Source organism: Enhydrobacter sp. (assembly GCF_030246845.1).
Taxonomy (GTDB): Bacteria; Pseudomonadota; Alphaproteobacteria; order Reyranellales; family Reyranellaceae; genus Reyranella.
In genome coordinates this window covers 1,953,742-1,968,704 of sequence record NZ_CP126889.1, presented here as the reverse complement: position 1 = coordinate 1,968,704, position 14,963 = coordinate 1,953,742, and the positions used below count along the sequence as shown (strand labels likewise).

The window sequence follows — 14,963 nt, the reverse complement described above, 5'->3', positions numbered from 1 at the left end:
GCCCGCTCTTTTCTTTTGCCGGCTCGGACGTCACGTCGGCGAGCGCGTACCACCGGCGCACCAAAACCTATCGCCGCCGCCCCACGGCGTTGACGAACAAGGTCGGAAGGTAGGTGCGGGACACGGGCAGGCGTTCCGTAGCCTGCCGGCTGAGAACGTCGCGGTTGTCCTCGTGGTCGAGCACGATCTGGAACAGGCCTTGCTCGACGGCGCCGGCACGGGCCTCGAGATCCGGCCGCCCGTCGCGCTCCACGCGATAGGCCACGTCGAGGCCGACGTCGCCGCCGCTGTAGAAGGCCGTCAGGAAGTCGAGACGGGTGAACAGCAGGGCAAGCCCGCGCACCGAGAAGCGCCAATAGTCGTCCGGCGCGGCGTGGAATGCCTGCGACCACGGCGTGGCGACGAAGGCGAAGCCTCCGGGTTTCAGCAGGTTCTCGATGTTGCGTGCCGCCCGCATCGGTGCTCGGGCATGTTCGAGCATGTGGCAGCAGATCACCAGATCGAACGGCTCAGGGCCAAGTGTCGCCTTCAGGTTCCGCGGTGCGCCGCAGATATCGAGCACACTGTCGACGCCGTCGCCGGGAACAAGGTCGATCCCAACGAACCGTGTCCGCGCCCCAAACCGGTGACCGACCAGGGTCCGCCAGTTCCGTTCGTTGCGATCCGAGACAGACCGGCGCGCGCCGACCTGCAGGACCCTCGGACGGCGTCGCCCGAGGGCTTGGGCAACATCGTCGAGCAGCCCGTCGATCTCGCGCGCCATTGTGGTGCCGACGACCCGCAGTTCGCCCCGACGGTCGGTTGGCCGGCCATTTGCGGGCATCGACCCGCGCCTCAATCGCGCACCACCACGATATGCATGCGGCGCGGACCATGCGCCCCGAGCTCGATCGTTTGCTCGATATCGCCGGTGCGCGACGGGCCGGTGATGGTGTTGACGGTGCGCGGCATGTTGTTTTTGCCGTAGCGGGCGCGCAGCCTGGTCCAGACATCCTCGTAGCCGCCCACGATATCGTCCTCGCGCAGCACCACGATATGCGTGTCGGGCAGCAGGTTGAGCGACACCGGATGGCCGGGTCCCGACGTCATCACCAGAGTCCCGGTTTCGGCGATGCCAGCGAAAGCACCCGTGATCGACACCTGATCGCGGGCATCGCCACGGCCGCGCCGCAGGGCAAGCATCCTCTGGCTCGACCAGTCGTAGCGGTCAAGTTGCGGCGAGGGCGCCATGGCCGCCTCCGACGGCAGATTGTTGCGCGCCAGATAGGCCGCGACCTCGCCCGGCACGTCCGCGGCGGCGACACGCGCGACGGTGGCATTGTTGGCGTCGGCCCACTGGCAGAAGAGGGCGACTTTCCCGGCCTGCGGAAGGTCGGCCCGTGCGACGGCCGGCCCACGTGGCGGGTCGGCTAGGCGTTGCTCGACCGCCTGGCGCGCGGCTCCTTCGAGCGGGCCGCGTCGCAACGACCGACGAAGGCTGCCCAGGATCTGCGCCCGCGCAGATGTGTTCGCGTCGTTCACGGGCGCTTGCCTCCGGTCCGGGCCCACTGCGCGTGGAACGTGCCCCCGGGCGGCGGAGCGGGGAAATCGCGAAAGCGCGTCCAGCCCCCGGCCAACGGCAGCATCCGGTAACGCCCCTCGGCGCGCCCGCACATCGCCAGCATGCGATTGGCGATCTGCGCCATGCCGCGGTAGAGCCGCGGCCGGCGGGCGAACCACGCCCACAGGGCCAGCCCCTGACGCGCTGTCCAGGGTGTCAGATGCCGCTCGAACTCGCGCTCGCGCCAGTGTCGCATCAGGCGGGGCAGGGGAATGCGCACCGGGCAGACGCTTTCGCAACGGCCGCAGAAGGTCGAGGCGTTGGGCAGGTCGCCGGCTTCCTCGACACCGATCAGTTGCGGCGTCAGCACCGCTCCGATCGGCCCGGGATAGACCCAGCCGTAGGCATGGCCGCCGATTGCGCCATAGACCGGACAATGGTTCATGCAGGCGCCGCAGCGGATGCAACGCAGCATATCCTGCATCTTGGTGCCCAGCACCGACGAGCGGCCGTTGTCGAGCAGGACGACGTGATAGGCCGACGGCCCGTCGAGGTCGTCGTTGCGCTTGGGGCCGGTATTGAGCGTCGTGTACGCCGAGGACTCCTGGCCGGTCGCCGAACGCGCCAGCACGCGCAGCAGCACAGCGGCGTCCTCCAGCGTCGGGATCACCTTCTCGATGCTGGCCAGCACGATGTGCATCTTGGGCAGCGTATTGGAGAGATCGGCATTGCCCTCGTTGGTTACCAGCATCGACGAGCCGGTCTCGGCCACCAGGAAATTCGCCCCGGTGAGCCCGACATCGGCATCGAGAAACTTCTGCCTCAGCACGTGTCGGGCTTCCGCGACCAGATCGTTGCGCTCGGTCAGTCTCCTGGTGAAGCCGAGCGGCGCGTGATGCTCCAGGAACGTATCGGCGACCTGATCCTTGGTCAGATGAACGGCGGGCGCGATGATATGGCTCGGCGGCTCATGCCGAAGCTGGATGATGTATTCGCCGAGATCGGTCTCGATCGGCGCGATGCCCAGCGCTTCCAGATGCTCGTTGAGGGCGATCTCCTCGGCCACCATCGACTTCGACTTTGCGACCGTGCGCGCGCCGACGCTTCGGCACAGCTCGCCGATGATCTGTCGTGCGTCCGCCGCCGTCGGCGCCCAATGCACATGACCGCCAAGCGCCATGACCTTGCGCTCGAACTCCTCGAGGTAGAAGTCGAGGTTGGCAAGCGCATGATCCTTGATGTCACGGGCACGATCGCGCAGCGCCTCGAATTCGGGCAGCCGCTCCGCCGCCTGGCGGCGGCGCTCGGAAAAGCCGACCTTCAGCTTCGCGAGAGAATCCTGCAGGTTGGGATCGGCGAGCGCGGCGCCTACATTGTCCTTGAAGTCGTGAGCCGTGGACTGCATCAGCGCTTCGCCTCCGGCTCGCCGATGGCCGCAATATCGCCCATGCCCGCCAGCACTTCGGCGACGTGACGCACACGTACATGCCGCCCCTCGCGCTGAAGCTTGCCCGCCATGTTCATGAGGCAGCCGAGATCGCCGGCCAGCAGCGTATCCGCCCCGGTCGCGACGACGTCGGCCGACTTCTCGCCCACCATGGCGTTGGAGATGTCGGGGTACTTCACGCAGAACGTGCCGCCGAAGCCGCAGCAAATCTCGGGTGTCTGCATCTCGCGCAGCCGCAATCCCTCGACCGATGCCAGCAGCCGGCGCGGCTGCTCCTTGACGCCGAGCTCGCGCAAGCCCGAGCAGGAATCGTGATAGGTGACGGTGCCGTCGTAGCGCGCCGCCACGGTCTTCACGCCCAGGACGTCGACCAGAAACGAGGTGAGCTCATGACTGCGGCGCGCGAGATCCTCCGCCCGCGCCTTCATTCCGGGATCGTCATCGAAGAGACCCGGATAATGATGCACCAGCATGCCGCCACAGGAGCCCGACGGCACCACCACCGCCTCGAACCCCGCGAAGGCATCGATCACCTGCGCAGCAATTGCCCGCGTGCTGGCGCGATCGCCCGAATTGTAGGCCGGCTGGCCGCAACAGACCTGCAGCGGCGGGACTTCGACCGTGCAGCCCGCTTGCTCGAGCAGCTTGACCGCCGCGAAGCCGACCGCGGGCCGGAACAGGTCGACGAGACACGTGACGAACAGCGCGACACGGCGAGGCGGGGCAGGGCGAACTTCTGGCGGCGTGCTCACGCGGCCACCATGGCAGCGTGAAAATTCGCGCGCAACGCCTCATGTGCCCTTCGCGACCGCGGACACGAGCCTGCCGTTCCGCAAGGGGCGCGGTCAACCCTTGTACGGCACCAGCACGATGGCGCGGCCGCCGCTCACCATGCGCCCGGCCCACTCCGCGGCCCGCGCGGACGAGCCGAAGAACACGTCGCCGCGCGCCGGCCCCTTGATTGCCGTTCCGCTGTCCTGCACCACCATCAGGCGGCGATAGCTCTCGGTGGCGCCTGGCTTGCCGGCAACGGGACGCACCGTCTCGATCCAGACCGGCGTGCCATAGGGCGTGAAGGCGGTATCGACCGCCAGGCTACGCTGTGCGGTGAGCGGCACCCCTTCCGACCCGGTCGGCGCCGCCGAGCGCGTATCCTTGAAGAAGATATAGCGCTCGTTCTTGCGCATCACGTCGCGGCCCTGCTGCGGATGGCGCTTCAGCCAGTCGCGGATGGCGGGCCAGGTGGCGTCCTCGCGCTTCATGATACCCATATCGGCCAGTACGCCGCCGATCGCCGTATAGGGCCGGTTGTTCGAGCCGTCGAAACCAAGACTGAGTGCGCCGCCTTCGGCGAGATGGACGCGGGCGCTGCCCTGGACCTGGGCTTCGTACAGCGCCACCGGATCCTGCACCCAGACGATCTCCAGGCCCTTGCCCTTGAGTGCTCCCTGCTCGATCTCGGCGCGCGTGTAGTAGGGCTTGTCTCCGAGATCGGCCGGACGCCGGTAGACCGGCACCGTGAAGAGCCGTGACGGCGCCCGGCTGCCGCGCAGCTCCGGCTCGAAATAGCCGGTGAACTTGGCCGGAGCCTGTACGACCAGCGGGCGGAAGCTCTCCTCGAAGAAGTGCCGCGCGCCACGTTCGTCGCCGGACCTTACCTTGGCCGCCCGGGCGCAAATCTGCCGCCACTCGGCGGCGGTCACGACTCTTTCGCCGCTACCGGTCGGGATGCGCGTGTCGGCCGAGACCTCGAGCCGAGGACAGGAGTGGCGAAAGGCAGCCAGCGCTTCTGCATGCTTGTCGTCCGACCAACCTGGGATTTCCTTGAACGAGGTCGGCTCCATCGCGACCCTGTTGGATGCGGTCACTCCCGCGCCGCTTGCGCATGCGGAAAGCAGACCGGCAACGGCCAGCAGAGCTGCGCCGCCGGACAGGACGGTCCAGCGCATGCGATGATGCCTCCCCCTCAGCCTTCGCTCTCGGTCTTGACCAGAATCCAGTTTGGATCTTTCGACTTGATGTCGCGGCGGAACGTCCAGAGGTCGACCACCTTCTGCACCTCGTTGGGATTGCCATCGGCGATCTGGCCTTCGGCGTTGCGCACCACATTGACCTGCTCGGTGATGAAACGGACGGTGACCTGCGCGGTATTCGCCTGCAGCTCGGCCGCCGCGATGTCGGAAGCTTCGAAGCCGATCAATGTTGTCTCGGCCTTCTCACCGCGGTCCGTGCGGGCACGGATGGCGCCGTCGAAGCTTGCGAAGGTCGGGTCATCGAGCAACGGTCGCAAGGATTGGACGTCACCCTTGGCAAAAGCCTCCACGATCGCCGTGAAGGCGGCGCGCGCGCCGTCGGCGAAGGCCAGGGGATCGAAATGCGGATCGGCGGCCCGAATGGCATTCACACCGGCGGACGCCGCAGACAGGACGGCCGCCCGAATCCCGCCGGGTCTCGTGGTCGCGTCGGACGGACGCGCCAGGCCGGGCAGGGACACGACATTGTCGTTGCCGGGCGATGCATCGCCAAGCCGCGGCGGGGCGGGAGGAGCGGGTGGCGGTGCCGGCGGGCTGAACGGATCGCGCGCCGGCGGACGCTCGTTGCCGGTGCGCTTGCCCAGCACCGCGCGCAGGCGCAGGATCAGGAAAATCGCGACCAGTCCGATCAGAATGATGTCGTAGTTGTTGCCCACGAAGGCGCTCCGCCGACTCCTCCACTCGCCTCAAATTACATAGGCTCCGAATGGGGAAAGGGCAAGGCAACGCGGCCCCATCGCCAATGACGTTCCTGTGCCCGCGATCACCACAATATCGACCGAATCCCCGATTCCTCGGCGGCCATCGATCAGGCCTTTTCCAGCCACAGGCTCGCCGCCATGGCATCGGTCCGGCGCGGCAGGCGTGGCACGACTGATCGCGCCAACCGGTCGGCCAGCCGCCGCTCGGCCCAGATGCTGGAGAAGATCGGTCGGTAGCCGCGGCCGATGATCAGCGGCGCCACCCCCTGCTGCTCGTTGTAGTTCCGCCAGCCCCAGACGGCGGGATAGTCGAACGGCAGGAAGATGTCGTGGATATGCACCAGTACGCCCGACGGCAGCCGCGGCAGGACGCGATTGAGCAGGAGGTCGACATCGCTGCCCGGCATCAGGACGTGGCTCGAGTCGATGAACAGGAAATCGCCGGCTGCAAGGCCATCGAAAAGGGCGGCCGGAGCGGCCTGCAGGGTCTTCGGCACCACGCACACGCCCGGCAGACCGGCGATATCGGCACGCGGCGCCGGGTCGACCGCCACGATCTCGCCGTGTCCGGCCAGGGCGCTGGCAAGGAGGCGCGTCGAATGGCCGGAGCCCACCTCCACCAGACGTCGGGGCCGGCGCGCGCGGACGAGGCTGTAGGCGGCGACGCCGTCGAGCGGCGGGAACCATGCCTGGTCGAGCAGATGCCCGAGGCTCGCCAGTTCGCCGGCATGCGCATCCATCAGATCGAGGGTCGCCAAAAAGGCAGGCGTCGCACGCTCGAACAGTGCCTCGATCTCGGGATAGGGAGGCTGGCTGCCGGGGGGCGGCAGCAGGCCGGCATACCGGTGAGGGATGAACCATCCCCGGGCCGGAAAGCCCAGCACGGTCGGCAGACCGAGCGCCAGCCGGCGCCAGCGGCCGCGCAGGCTGGTGGGCTGGCTCACGGCGCGATGATCAGGCCCTCATGGGCCACGATCACCCTTGGCAGGCCGCTCGATGCGCTGCCGGGCCGCCGTCGCGCGGCGTCGCGGGCCACGCCGTCCATGAAGGCGTCATCGTGGCTCGGATCATGATGGAAGATGACGAGGGTGCCGACGTCCGCGGCATCCGCCACGCGCACCCCCTCCTGCCAGGTCGAATGCCCCCAGCCGCGATAGCGGGCGTATTCCTCGTCGGTATAGCTCGAATCGTAGATCATGACGTCGGCCTTGCGGCACAGATCGATGATGGCGACATCCCGCCGGTCGACCCGATGTTCGGTATCGGTGATGTAGCAGATCGACTTGCCGCCATGATCGATGCGATACCCGGTTGCTCCGTTGGGGTGATTGAGTGGCGCCGTACGCATGGTCAGGTCGCCACAGGCGAGGGATTGGCCGACCTTGAATTCCATGAACTTGATGGAAGCGCGAAAGGCCTCCAGGGAGACCGGATAGAGCGGCGCTTTCATCAGGCTCTTCACGACGGCCTTCAGCGTGTTGGGCGGTTTGAGGTGACCGGCCCACATGCGTACCGAGTTGCGTTCGTCGAACAGGGGGGCGAAAAACGTGAGCCCGGCGATGTGATCGAGGTGGGTATGCGTAAAGTAGATGTCGATATCGAGCGGCGCGTGTCTTGCCAGCTCCAATCCCAGCGGACGGATGCCGGTCCCGGCGTCAAAAATGAGCCTGCGACCGCCGGCCGTCACCTCGAGGCACGAGGTGTTGCCGCCATAACGGGCATATTCGGCGCCGGGGCAGGAGATCGACCCCCGGACGCCCCAGAAACGCACTTTTAGACCATCGGCCAACGCCTTAGTTCCTCATACCCCTTTTTGCCAGAGTCCACAGGCGGGCCGCGCCGTCAACCGGCCCGGAGGTTCATCCCGCGGCTGGTCTCGATTTTTACACGGGATCAGCCAATTCCCACCGTTCGGGCGCGTTGCGTTGAAGTCCCGTTCGGAGCAATATTTTCGTCATGGAAATGGCCAATCCGACCACCCCTCCAGCAATCGCCCAGCCACCTGTGCGTACGGCAAAGTTCGCGATCGGGCAGGTGGTGAAGCACCGTCTCTATCCCTTCCGGGGCGTCATCTTCGATGTCGATCCGGTCTTCGCCAACACCGAGGAATGGCTGTCCTCGATTCCCGAGAATGTCCGGCCGCGCCGCGACCAGCCTTTCTATCATCTGCTGGCCGAAAATGCGCAAACCACATATGTGGCCTATGTCTCGGAGCAGAACCTGCTGGCGGACGACAGCGGCAAGCCGGTGTCGCATCCGCAGGTGCCGCACTTCTTCAAGGAACTGAAGCGCGGCCACTACGTTTCCCGCACCCGCTCCCTGCACTGATGGCGGCCGTCCGCGGCCGTCAGTTCAGCGGAAAGGGGAAGTACTTGGCGTTGAGCTTCTTGTAGGTCCCGTCGCTCAGCATCCCGCCGACCGCCTTGTTGAAGGCCTCGCGCAGCTTCACGTCCTCGCGCCGGATGCCGGCCGAAACCCCGATGCCGAGGGTGCGGGTGTCCTTGACGTCCTGCCCCATCAGGACGCAGCACTGGCCTTCCGGCTTCTGCGACCACAGCCAGAGCTGCGCTTTGTCGCCGAAGACGGCGTCGACCTCGCCTTTCGCCAGGGCCTGCAGCTCGTCCTCGACCGACGGGTAGCGCTTGATCTGCGCCGAGCGGCGGAAGTTCTTGTCGACCCAGTCGGCATGCATCGAATCCCTCTGCACGCCGATCCGCTTGTTGCGCAGGAGGGCCGGCGGGCCGTCGTAGGGCGCACCCTTGGCGGCGATGAAAGCGCCGGGCGACAGATAGTAGCGCCGCGACATGCCGAGCCGCCGCCGCCGCTCCGGCGTCACGTCGAGCGAGGCCATCACGATGTCGAACTTCTTGTCGATCAGGCCGGGAATCAGATCGTTCCAGTCGGCGGCGACGAACGCACACTCCGCTTTCATGCGCTCACATGCTTCCTGCGCGAGATCCATCTCGAAGCCGGCCGGCAGGCCCTTGCGGTCGAGATAGTTGAAGGGCGGATATTTGCCCCAGGTCGCAACCGTGATCTTGAAAGCAGGCGCCGGAAAGGGTGACTTGACCGCGGGCTTCGCCGCAGGGGTCGGATTGGGCTTGGCCGCTGGCTTATGGGCCTGCGCGAGAGCGGCTGGCGCCGCCATCATCAGCGCGAGAAAGGCAAGCCAGCGCCCCATCATGCGAACAACCGCTCCAACAGCGCGTTCAGCCGCTGCCGTCCCGCCGCCGTTGCCCTGAAGCGCGCCGCGTCGATCTCGAGGAAGCCGGCTTCGACCAGCGCCGCGAGACGGGTCTCGCCCAGCGCCTCGACCGGATCCAAGCCGGCGACGACGGCGAAGACCTCGCGGTCGATGCCGTCGCTGAGCCGCAAGCCCATCATCAAAGCCTCCTCCACGCGGTCGCGTCCCCGGACGTCGGCCGTTTCGGCGGTCCCATGGCCCGCGCGCTCGACGGCCTCCAGCCAGGCTTCCGGTCCGCTGGTCCGCCGCGTGGCGCGCTTGGCATCGCCGGTGGCGACGCGGCCGTGAGCACCGGGTCCGACGCCGACATAGTCGCGATACTGCCAATAGATCAGGTTGTGACGGCATGCGGCGCCCGGCCGCGCATGGTTGGAGATCTCGTAGGCCGGCAGCCCGGCTGCGGCGAGCCGCGCCTGGGTATGCTCGAACATCTGCGCGGCCTCTTCCTCGGCCGGCAGCGTGAAGAGTCCGCGCGCACGATCGGTGAAGAAGCGCGTGCCGCGCTCGATGGTGAGCTGGTAGAGCGACAGGTGCTCGCCGGCGAGCACGAGTGCGCGGTCGAGTTCGTCCGCCCACGACTGCGGCGTCTGGCCAGGACGGGCATAGATGAGGTCGAACGAGTAGCGGCCGAAATGGCGGCGCGCGACATCCAGCGCGGCGATGGCTTCATCTACCGAATGCTGGCGTCCGAGAAAGCGAAGCGCATCGGCATCGAGCGCCTGCAAGCCGAGCGACACTCGATTGACGCCGGCTTGCGCCAGCGCCGCGAAGTTGCTCGCCTCGACCGAGGTAGGGTTGGCTTCCAGCGTGATCTCGATATCGGCGGCGGTGTCCCACAGCTCGCGCGTGCGGGCGATCAGCGCCGCCACGGTCTGCGGCTCCATCAAGGACGGCGTGCCGCCGCCGAAGAACATCGTCTGTACCTGTCGTTCCGGCGCCTCGCGCGCGGCATGCTCGAGTTCCCTGAGCAGGGCCCTTCGCCAGCGTGCCTGTTCGACGCCCTCGCGCACATGGCTGTTGAAGTCGCAGTAGGGGCACTTCGACTTGCAGAATGGCCAGTGCACATAGACGCCCAGGGGCGATGGATTACCGCATGAGGTCATTGTCGTCGCACATCCGTGCCCAGCGAGGATTCTTCAATTGGCGCCATGAAGGATCCCTTCGCTTCGCTCGGGATGAGACAGTTCCTTTCAGGCGTCGTCATCTGAAGCACGCCTCGACCAGCATGCGGAAGGCGCGGCCGCGGTGGCTGATGGCGTTCTTTTCCTCATCCGTCATCTGCGCGGTCGTGCGGTTCAGGCCGGTCGGCTGGAAGCAGGGATCGTAGCCATGGCCGCCGAGACCGCGCGGCGGCCAGACGATGCGGCCGTCGAGCGTGCCATGCACCAGCTCGACGTGCTCGTCGGGCCAGGCGAGCGCCAGCACGCAATGGAAGGTCGCCGTGCGCGCCGTATCCGTGTCGGGCACGCGGCGCTTGGCGAACTCGTCCTGGATGCGCCGCATGCCGACCATGGCATCGCGCGCGGGGCCCTCCCAGTCCGCCGTGTGGATACCGGGCTCGCCGCCCAAGGCGTGAACGCTGAGGCCCGAATCGTCGGCGAGCGCCGGCAGGCCAATGGCCCGGGTCGCCGCCAGCGCCTTCAACGTCGCGTTTTCCTCGAAGGTGGCGCCGGTCTCCGGCGGCGCTGCCAGGCCGAGCTCTGCGGCGGACACGATCTCGACGCCGAACGGGCGCAGCATGGCGCGGATCTCGCCGGCCTTGCCCCGGTTGTGAGTGGCTACGACCAGCTTGGGCAGCGAGAAATGGCGCGCCATCAGGACTTCCCGATCGCCAGCCGCTGCAGCGCCGTCAACTCGCCGATGCCCTTCTTGGCGAGTGCCAGCAGCTCGTGGAACTGCGCTTCGCTGAACGGTTCCTGCTCGGCGGTGCCCTGTACCTCGACGATGCCGCCGCTGCCGGTCAACACGAAGTTGGCATCGGCCTCCGCCTTGGAATCCTCGACGTAGTCGAGATCGAGCACGGGGGCGCCCTGCCACAGACCGCACGACACTGCCGCAACCTGTCCGGTGATCGGATTGGCCGCGAGCTTGCCCTGCTTGACCAGCCAATCGAAGGCGAAATGGAGCGCCACCCACGAGCCGGTGATGCTGGCCGTGCGCGTGCCGCCGTCGGCCTGCAATACATCGCAATCGATGTTGATCTGACGCTCCCCCATGGCGCCGAGATTGACCACCGCGCGCAGCGAGCGGCCGATCAGGCGCTGGATCTCCTGGGTGCGGCCCGACTGCCGCCCGCGCGCGGCCTCGCGATCGGTGCGGGTGTGGGTCGAGCGCGGCAGCATGCCGTATTCGGCGGTCACCCAGCCGCGTGCGGTGTTGCGCATCCAGGGCGGCACCTTGTCGTCGACCGAGGCGGTGCAGAGGACATGGGTGTCGCCGAACTTCACCAGGCAAGACCCTTCGGCATGTCGAGAGAAACCGGGTTCGAGGGAAATCTTGCGAAGCTGATCGGGGGCGCGGCCGGAAGGGCGCATGCACTATCTCCTTGGGATGGACAGGGCTTATGGCCAAAGCCGGCGCGGGCGACAAGCCGTCTACGTTGACCGAATCCGCCGCCCTACCTACATTTTTCACATGGCTATTCACCGTCTCGGTCTGCCGGGCGGCGTCCTCGCCGACGCCCTGCCGGTCCAACGTCAGGCCACCACGGTCGCCGAGCTGAACGAGCGCGCACGCGAGGTGCTGCGTCTCGTGGTCGAAAGCTACGTCGAGACTGGTGAGCCGGTGGGTTCGCGCGCGCTTACGCGCAAGATCACCGAGACCCTGTCGCCCGCCACCATCCGCAACATCATGGCCGACCTGCAGGACCTCGGCCTGCTCTACGCGCCGCACACCTCCGCCGGACGGCTGCCGACCGACGCCGGCCTGCGCCTGTTCGTGAATGGCCTGCTGGAGGTCGGCAACCTCTCCGAGGAGGAGCGCGAAAGCATCGAGGCGCGCTGCGCCGCGGTAGGCCGCAGCATGAACGAGGCGCTCGAGCAGGCAACGACGCTGCTGTCGGGCCTGTCGCGCTGCGCCAGCATCGTCATGGCACCCAAGACCGAACAGCCGCTGAAGCACATCGAGTTCGTCAATCTCGGTCCCGGCCGCGCGCTTGTGGTCACCGTGACCCAATCGGGTCAGGTCGAGAACCGTCTGATCGACACGCCGCCCGGCATGCCGGGGTCGGCGCTGGCCGAGGCCAGCAACTATCTCAACGCGCGGCTGAGCGGCCGGACTTTCGAGGAGGCACGCCGGCTGATCCTGGACGACCTCAAGCTGAAGCGCGCCGAGCTGAACGAGATCACGGCGCGGGTCATCGAGTCGGGGCTGGCGACCTGGGCCGGCGAGCCGGGCGGCGCGCTGATCGTGCGCGGCCAGGCGCGTCTCCTCGAGGACATCACCGCGATCGCCGATCTCGAACGCGTGCGCGCGCTGTTCGATGCGCTCGAACGCGGCGAGAGCTTTGCCCGGCTGCTCGAGCTCGCCGACAGCGCCGCCGGCGTGCAGATCTTCATCGGCGCCGACAATCCCATGTTCGCCAACACCGGCTGCTCGATGGTGGTCGCGCCGTTCCGCGATTCGCAGGAGCGCATCCTGGGCGCGATCGGCGTCATCGGCCCGACGCGGCTCAACTACGCGCGCATCATCCCGCTGGTCGACTATACCGCCCGCACCATCGGACGCATGGTGGGGTGAAAAGCCCAATCGATGAACTTTATTGTGTCCGAGAGCGACCCGATGACCTTCGTCTTCGGGATGATCGCAATGCTTATGGCATTGGTGCTGGCGTGGCGCGGCTATCGTTCCCACGCCAGAGAAGATCGTGAGCGGAAGGCCTCGAACAAGAAGCGGGATGGCCGGTAGTGAACGACAGCATTCTCATTCCGCTTCACTCCTGAAGCCGGCGGTGAAGCCGACGAGCGTCTCGATCCGGCCACTGACGGTCTTGCCGTCGAAAATGAAGGTGGCGATGCTGGCGTCGTCGTTGCCCAGCATCTCCAGCTCGAGCTGGAGCGTCCTGTCGTCGAGCCATTTGCCTTGGCGGCGCTCGTGCCGGATCCTCCGGCAAGGCTCCGATTTGACCGCCGCCGTCAGCCGATCGAGGACCGCCAAGAGGGGATATCCCGGCACGCCCGGTACGCCTTTCGCATTGCTGTAGCGCGCTGCGCTGGCGATCACGGCGCGTGCTCGATCCCGAAGACGGCAACGCGCCGGCCGAGACCCTGCAGCGGGGCCGCAGCCCGCTTCGGGCGCAAGCCGACTGGCTGACACGCGCAAACGCAGGCGATCATCATTGTCCTCTATCAGGCGCGAAGGGGATCTCATGGATAGAGACACACCTGCCGTTGCCGGACTGCTTCTTTTCGCCTAATGTCGTCGCGATCGTGGGATGTCCGAGAAATCGGGCGTCCCTTTTTTGTCGGCCTGGCGCCGGCCGCCCCTCGCTCGAGCGGACGCCTCTTCCCCTCTGACCGGAAGCACCCCGATGAACCGCGCAACCTCGTTGGATCACCGCAAGCGCTGGCTGGCGCTGATGGTGCTGTGCCTGGGCGTTCTGATGATCGTGCTGGACACGACCATCGTGAATGTCGCACTGCCCTCCATCCGCACCGACCTGGGCTTCACCGAGACCTCGCTGGTTTGGGTGGTCAATGCCTACATGCTGACCTTCAGCGGCTTGCTGTTGTTGGGCGGGCGGCTGGGCGACCTGTACGGCCACCGCCGGCTGTTCCTGATTGGCCTGACGCTGTTCACGTTCGCCTCGCTGGCCTGCGGCGTGGCCACCACGCAGGCACTGCTGGTAGCCGCGCGCGCCGTTCAGGGGCTGGGCGGCGCGGTGGTGTCGGCGGTGTCGCTGTCGCTGATCATGAACCTCTTCACCGAGCCCGCCGAACGTGCCAAGGCGATGGGCGTGTACGGCTTCGTTTGCGCCGGCGGCGGCAGCATCGGCGTGCTGCTGGGCGGGCTGCTGACCGGCACGCTGAGTTGGCACTGGATCTTCCTGGTCAACCTGCCGATCGGCGTCGTGGTCTACGGACTGTGCCTGGTGCTGCTGCCGGCTGCGCGCAACCAGACGCGCGGCGAGAGCCTGGACGTGGCCGGCGCGGTGACGGTGACGCTCGCGCTGATGTTGGCGGTGTACGCGGTAGTACACGGCAACGAGGCCGGCTGGCTGTCGGCGCGGACGCTCGGCCTGCTGATTGCCGCTGCGGTGCTGGTGGTGGCCTTCCTCCTCATCGAGTCGCGCGTGAAGCACCCGCTGATGCGGCTGTCCCTGTTCCGCCTGCGCAACGTGGCCGTCGCCAACGTGGTGGGCGTGCTGTGGGCGGCGGCGATGTTCGCCTGGTTCTTCATCTCGGCACTCTACATGCAGCTGGTGCTGGGCTACTCGCCGATGCAAGTGGGCCTGGGCTTCCTGCCGGCCAACCTGATCATGGCCGCCTTCTCGCTCGGCCTGTCGGCCAAGATCGTGATGCGCTTCGGCATCCGTCGCCCGCTGGTTGCGGGGCTGCTGACGGCCACCGTGGGGCTGGCGCTGTTCGCGCGCGCCCCGATGGATGGCGATTTCGCGCTCGATGTGCTGCCGGGCATGCTGCTTCTGGGCCTGGGCGGGGGAATCGCCTTTAACCCGCTACTGCTGGCTGCGATGGACGACGTGGATCCGAGCGAGTCCGGCCTGGCCTCGGGCGTGGTCAACACCGCCTTCATGATGGGCGGCGCGTTGGGCCTCGCGGTGCTGGCGAGTCTCGCGGCCGCGCGCAGCGATGCGTTGGCGGCGACCGGCGCGGCGCCACAGGCCGCGCTCGCCGGCGGCTACCACCTGGCGTTCATGGTCGGCGCCGTGTTCGCCGCGCTGGCGGCGATCAGTGCGGTCTTCCTGCGTGCGAGAGCGACTGCTGGCGCGCAACGGGCTCAGGGTGCCCAGGACGCGGCAGCAGCCCTCTGAGGGTCAGCG

General features: G+C 67.3%; 17 protein-coding genes. 4 read left to right on the top strand and 13 right to left on the bottom strand.

What is annotated here, in order from left to right; genetic code table 11:
- Positions 1–67: 67 nt before the first annotated feature.
- The 8 genes from OJF58_RS09935 to OJF58_RS09900 form a co-directional block, all read right to left on the bottom strand.
- Entirely contained in the window at positions 68–823 is a 756-nt protein-coding gene (locus OJF58_RS09935; RefSeq protein WP_300783915.1) for a methyltransferase domain-containing protein, read from the bottom strand.
- An 11-nt stretch (positions 824–834) separates the two neighbouring features.
- Positions 835–1,521, bottom strand: coding sequence for a lactate utilization protein (locus tag OJF58_RS09930; RefSeq protein ID WP_300783913.1), 687 nt, complete (start codon positions 1,519–1,521; stop codon positions 835–837).
- Positions 1,518–2,945 (bottom strand): LutB/LldF family L-lactate oxidation iron-sulfur protein, encoded by a 1,428-nt coding sequence (locus tag OJF58_RS09925; RefSeq protein ID WP_300783911.1) that lies wholly within the window; start codon positions 2,943–2,945, stop codon positions 1,518–1,520. The genes OJF58_RS09930 and OJF58_RS09925 overlap by 4 nt, the downstream gene beginning before the upstream one ends.
- The gene (locus OJF58_RS09920; RefSeq protein WP_300783909.1) at positions 2,945–3,739 is read right to left on the bottom strand and encodes a (Fe-S)-binding protein; all 795 of its coding nucleotides are present in this window, start codon (positions 3,737–3,739) and stop codon (positions 2,945–2,947) included. Before OJF58_RS09920 ends, OJF58_RS09925 begins: the two co-directional genes overlap by 1 nt.
- Positions 3,740–3,832: 93 nt before the next feature.
- Positions 3,833–4,936, bottom strand: coding sequence for an MltA domain-containing protein (locus OJF58_RS09915; RefSeq protein ID WP_300783907.1), 1,104 nt, complete (start codon positions 4,934–4,936; stop codon positions 3,833–3,835).
- 17 nt (positions 4,937–4,953) lie between these two features.
- Positions 4,954–5,676 carry a Tim44/TimA family putative adaptor protein gene (locus tag OJF58_RS09910; RefSeq protein ID WP_300783905.1) on the bottom strand — a complete coding sequence of 241 codons (723 nt, stop codon included), beginning with the start codon at positions 5,674–5,676 and terminating at the stop codon, positions 4,954–4,956.
- A 152-nt stretch (positions 5,677–5,828) separates the two neighbouring features.
- Positions 5,829–6,665, bottom strand: a complete 837-nt coding sequence (locus tag OJF58_RS09905) for a class I SAM-dependent methyltransferase (protein WP_300783903.1) — start codon at positions 6,663–6,665, stop codon at positions 5,829–5,831.
- On the bottom strand, positions 6,662–7,492 hold the full coding sequence (locus OJF58_RS09900) for an MBL fold metallo-hydrolase (RefSeq protein ID WP_300783901.1): 831 nt from the start codon (positions 7,490–7,492) through the stop codon (positions 6,662–6,664). The genes OJF58_RS09905 and OJF58_RS09900 overlap by 4 nt, the downstream gene beginning before the upstream one ends.
- Positions 7,493–7,677: 185 nt before the next feature.
- On the opposite strand from OJF58_RS09900, the gene hspQ reads away from it, so the two are divergent.
- The gene (gene hspQ, locus OJF58_RS09895; protein ID WP_300783899.1) at positions 7,678–8,049 is read left to right on the top strand and encodes a heat shock protein HspQ; all 372 of its coding nucleotides are present in this window, start codon (positions 7,678–7,680) and stop codon (positions 8,047–8,049) included.
- A 19-nt stretch (positions 8,050–8,068) separates the two neighbouring features.
- On the opposite strand, the gene OJF58_RS09890 is transcribed toward hspQ, so the two are convergent.
- From OJF58_RS09890 to rph, 4 genes are all read right to left on the bottom strand, one after another.
- On the bottom strand, positions 8,069–8,905 hold the full coding sequence (locus tag OJF58_RS09890) for a transporter substrate-binding domain-containing protein (protein WP_300783897.1): 837 nt from the start codon (positions 8,903–8,905) through the stop codon (positions 8,069–8,071).
- Positions 8,902–10,068, bottom strand: coding sequence for a radical SAM family heme chaperone HemW (gene hemW / locus OJF58_RS09885; protein ID WP_300783895.1), 1,167 nt, complete (start codon positions 10,066–10,068; stop codon positions 8,902–8,904). The genes OJF58_RS09890 and hemW overlap by 4 nt, the downstream gene beginning before the upstream one ends.
- 97 nt (positions 10,069–10,165) lie before the next feature.
- Positions 10,166–10,780 (bottom strand): RdgB/HAM1 family non-canonical purine NTP pyrophosphatase, encoded by a 615-nt coding sequence (gene rdgB, locus OJF58_RS09880; RefSeq protein WP_300783893.1) that lies wholly within the window; start codon positions 10,778–10,780, stop codon positions 10,166–10,168.
- Positions 10,780–11,499: a ribonuclease PH gene (gene rph, locus OJF58_RS09875; RefSeq protein WP_300783892.1), complete on the bottom strand. Its 720-nt coding sequence runs from the start codon at positions 11,497–11,499 to the stop codon at positions 10,780–10,782. Before rph ends, rdgB begins: the two co-directional genes overlap by 1 nt.
- Before the next feature lie 100 nt (positions 11,500–11,599).
- Here rph and hrcA point away from each other — a divergent pair, with 100 nt between their 5' ends.
- Positions 11,600–12,703 (top strand): heat-inducible transcriptional repressor HrcA, encoded by a 1,104-nt coding sequence (hrcA, locus tag OJF58_RS09870; protein WP_300783891.1) that lies wholly within the window; start codon positions 11,600–11,602, stop codon positions 12,701–12,703.
- Between the two features lie 42 nt (positions 12,704–12,745).
- Positions 12,746–12,871 (top strand): hypothetical protein, encoded by a 126-nt coding sequence (locus tag OJF58_RS09865; protein ID WP_300783889.1) that lies wholly within the window; start codon positions 12,746–12,748, stop codon positions 12,869–12,871.
- A 15-nt stretch (positions 12,872–12,886) separates the two neighbouring features.
- On the opposite strand, the gene OJF58_RS09860 is transcribed toward OJF58_RS09865, so the two are convergent.
- Positions 12,887–13,186, bottom strand: coding sequence for a hypothetical protein (locus OJF58_RS09860; protein WP_300783887.1), 300 nt, complete (start codon positions 13,184–13,186; stop codon positions 12,887–12,889).
- A gap of 307 nt (positions 13,187–13,493) precedes the next feature.
- Here OJF58_RS09860 and OJF58_RS09855 point away from each other — a divergent pair, with 307 nt between their 5' ends.
- Complete coding sequence (locus tag OJF58_RS09855) at positions 13,494–14,954, top strand: DHA2 family efflux MFS transporter permease subunit (RefSeq protein ID WP_300783885.1); 1,461 nt, start codon at positions 13,494–13,496, stop codon at positions 14,952–14,954.
- The last annotated feature ends 9 nt before the right edge of the window (positions 14,955–14,963 follow it).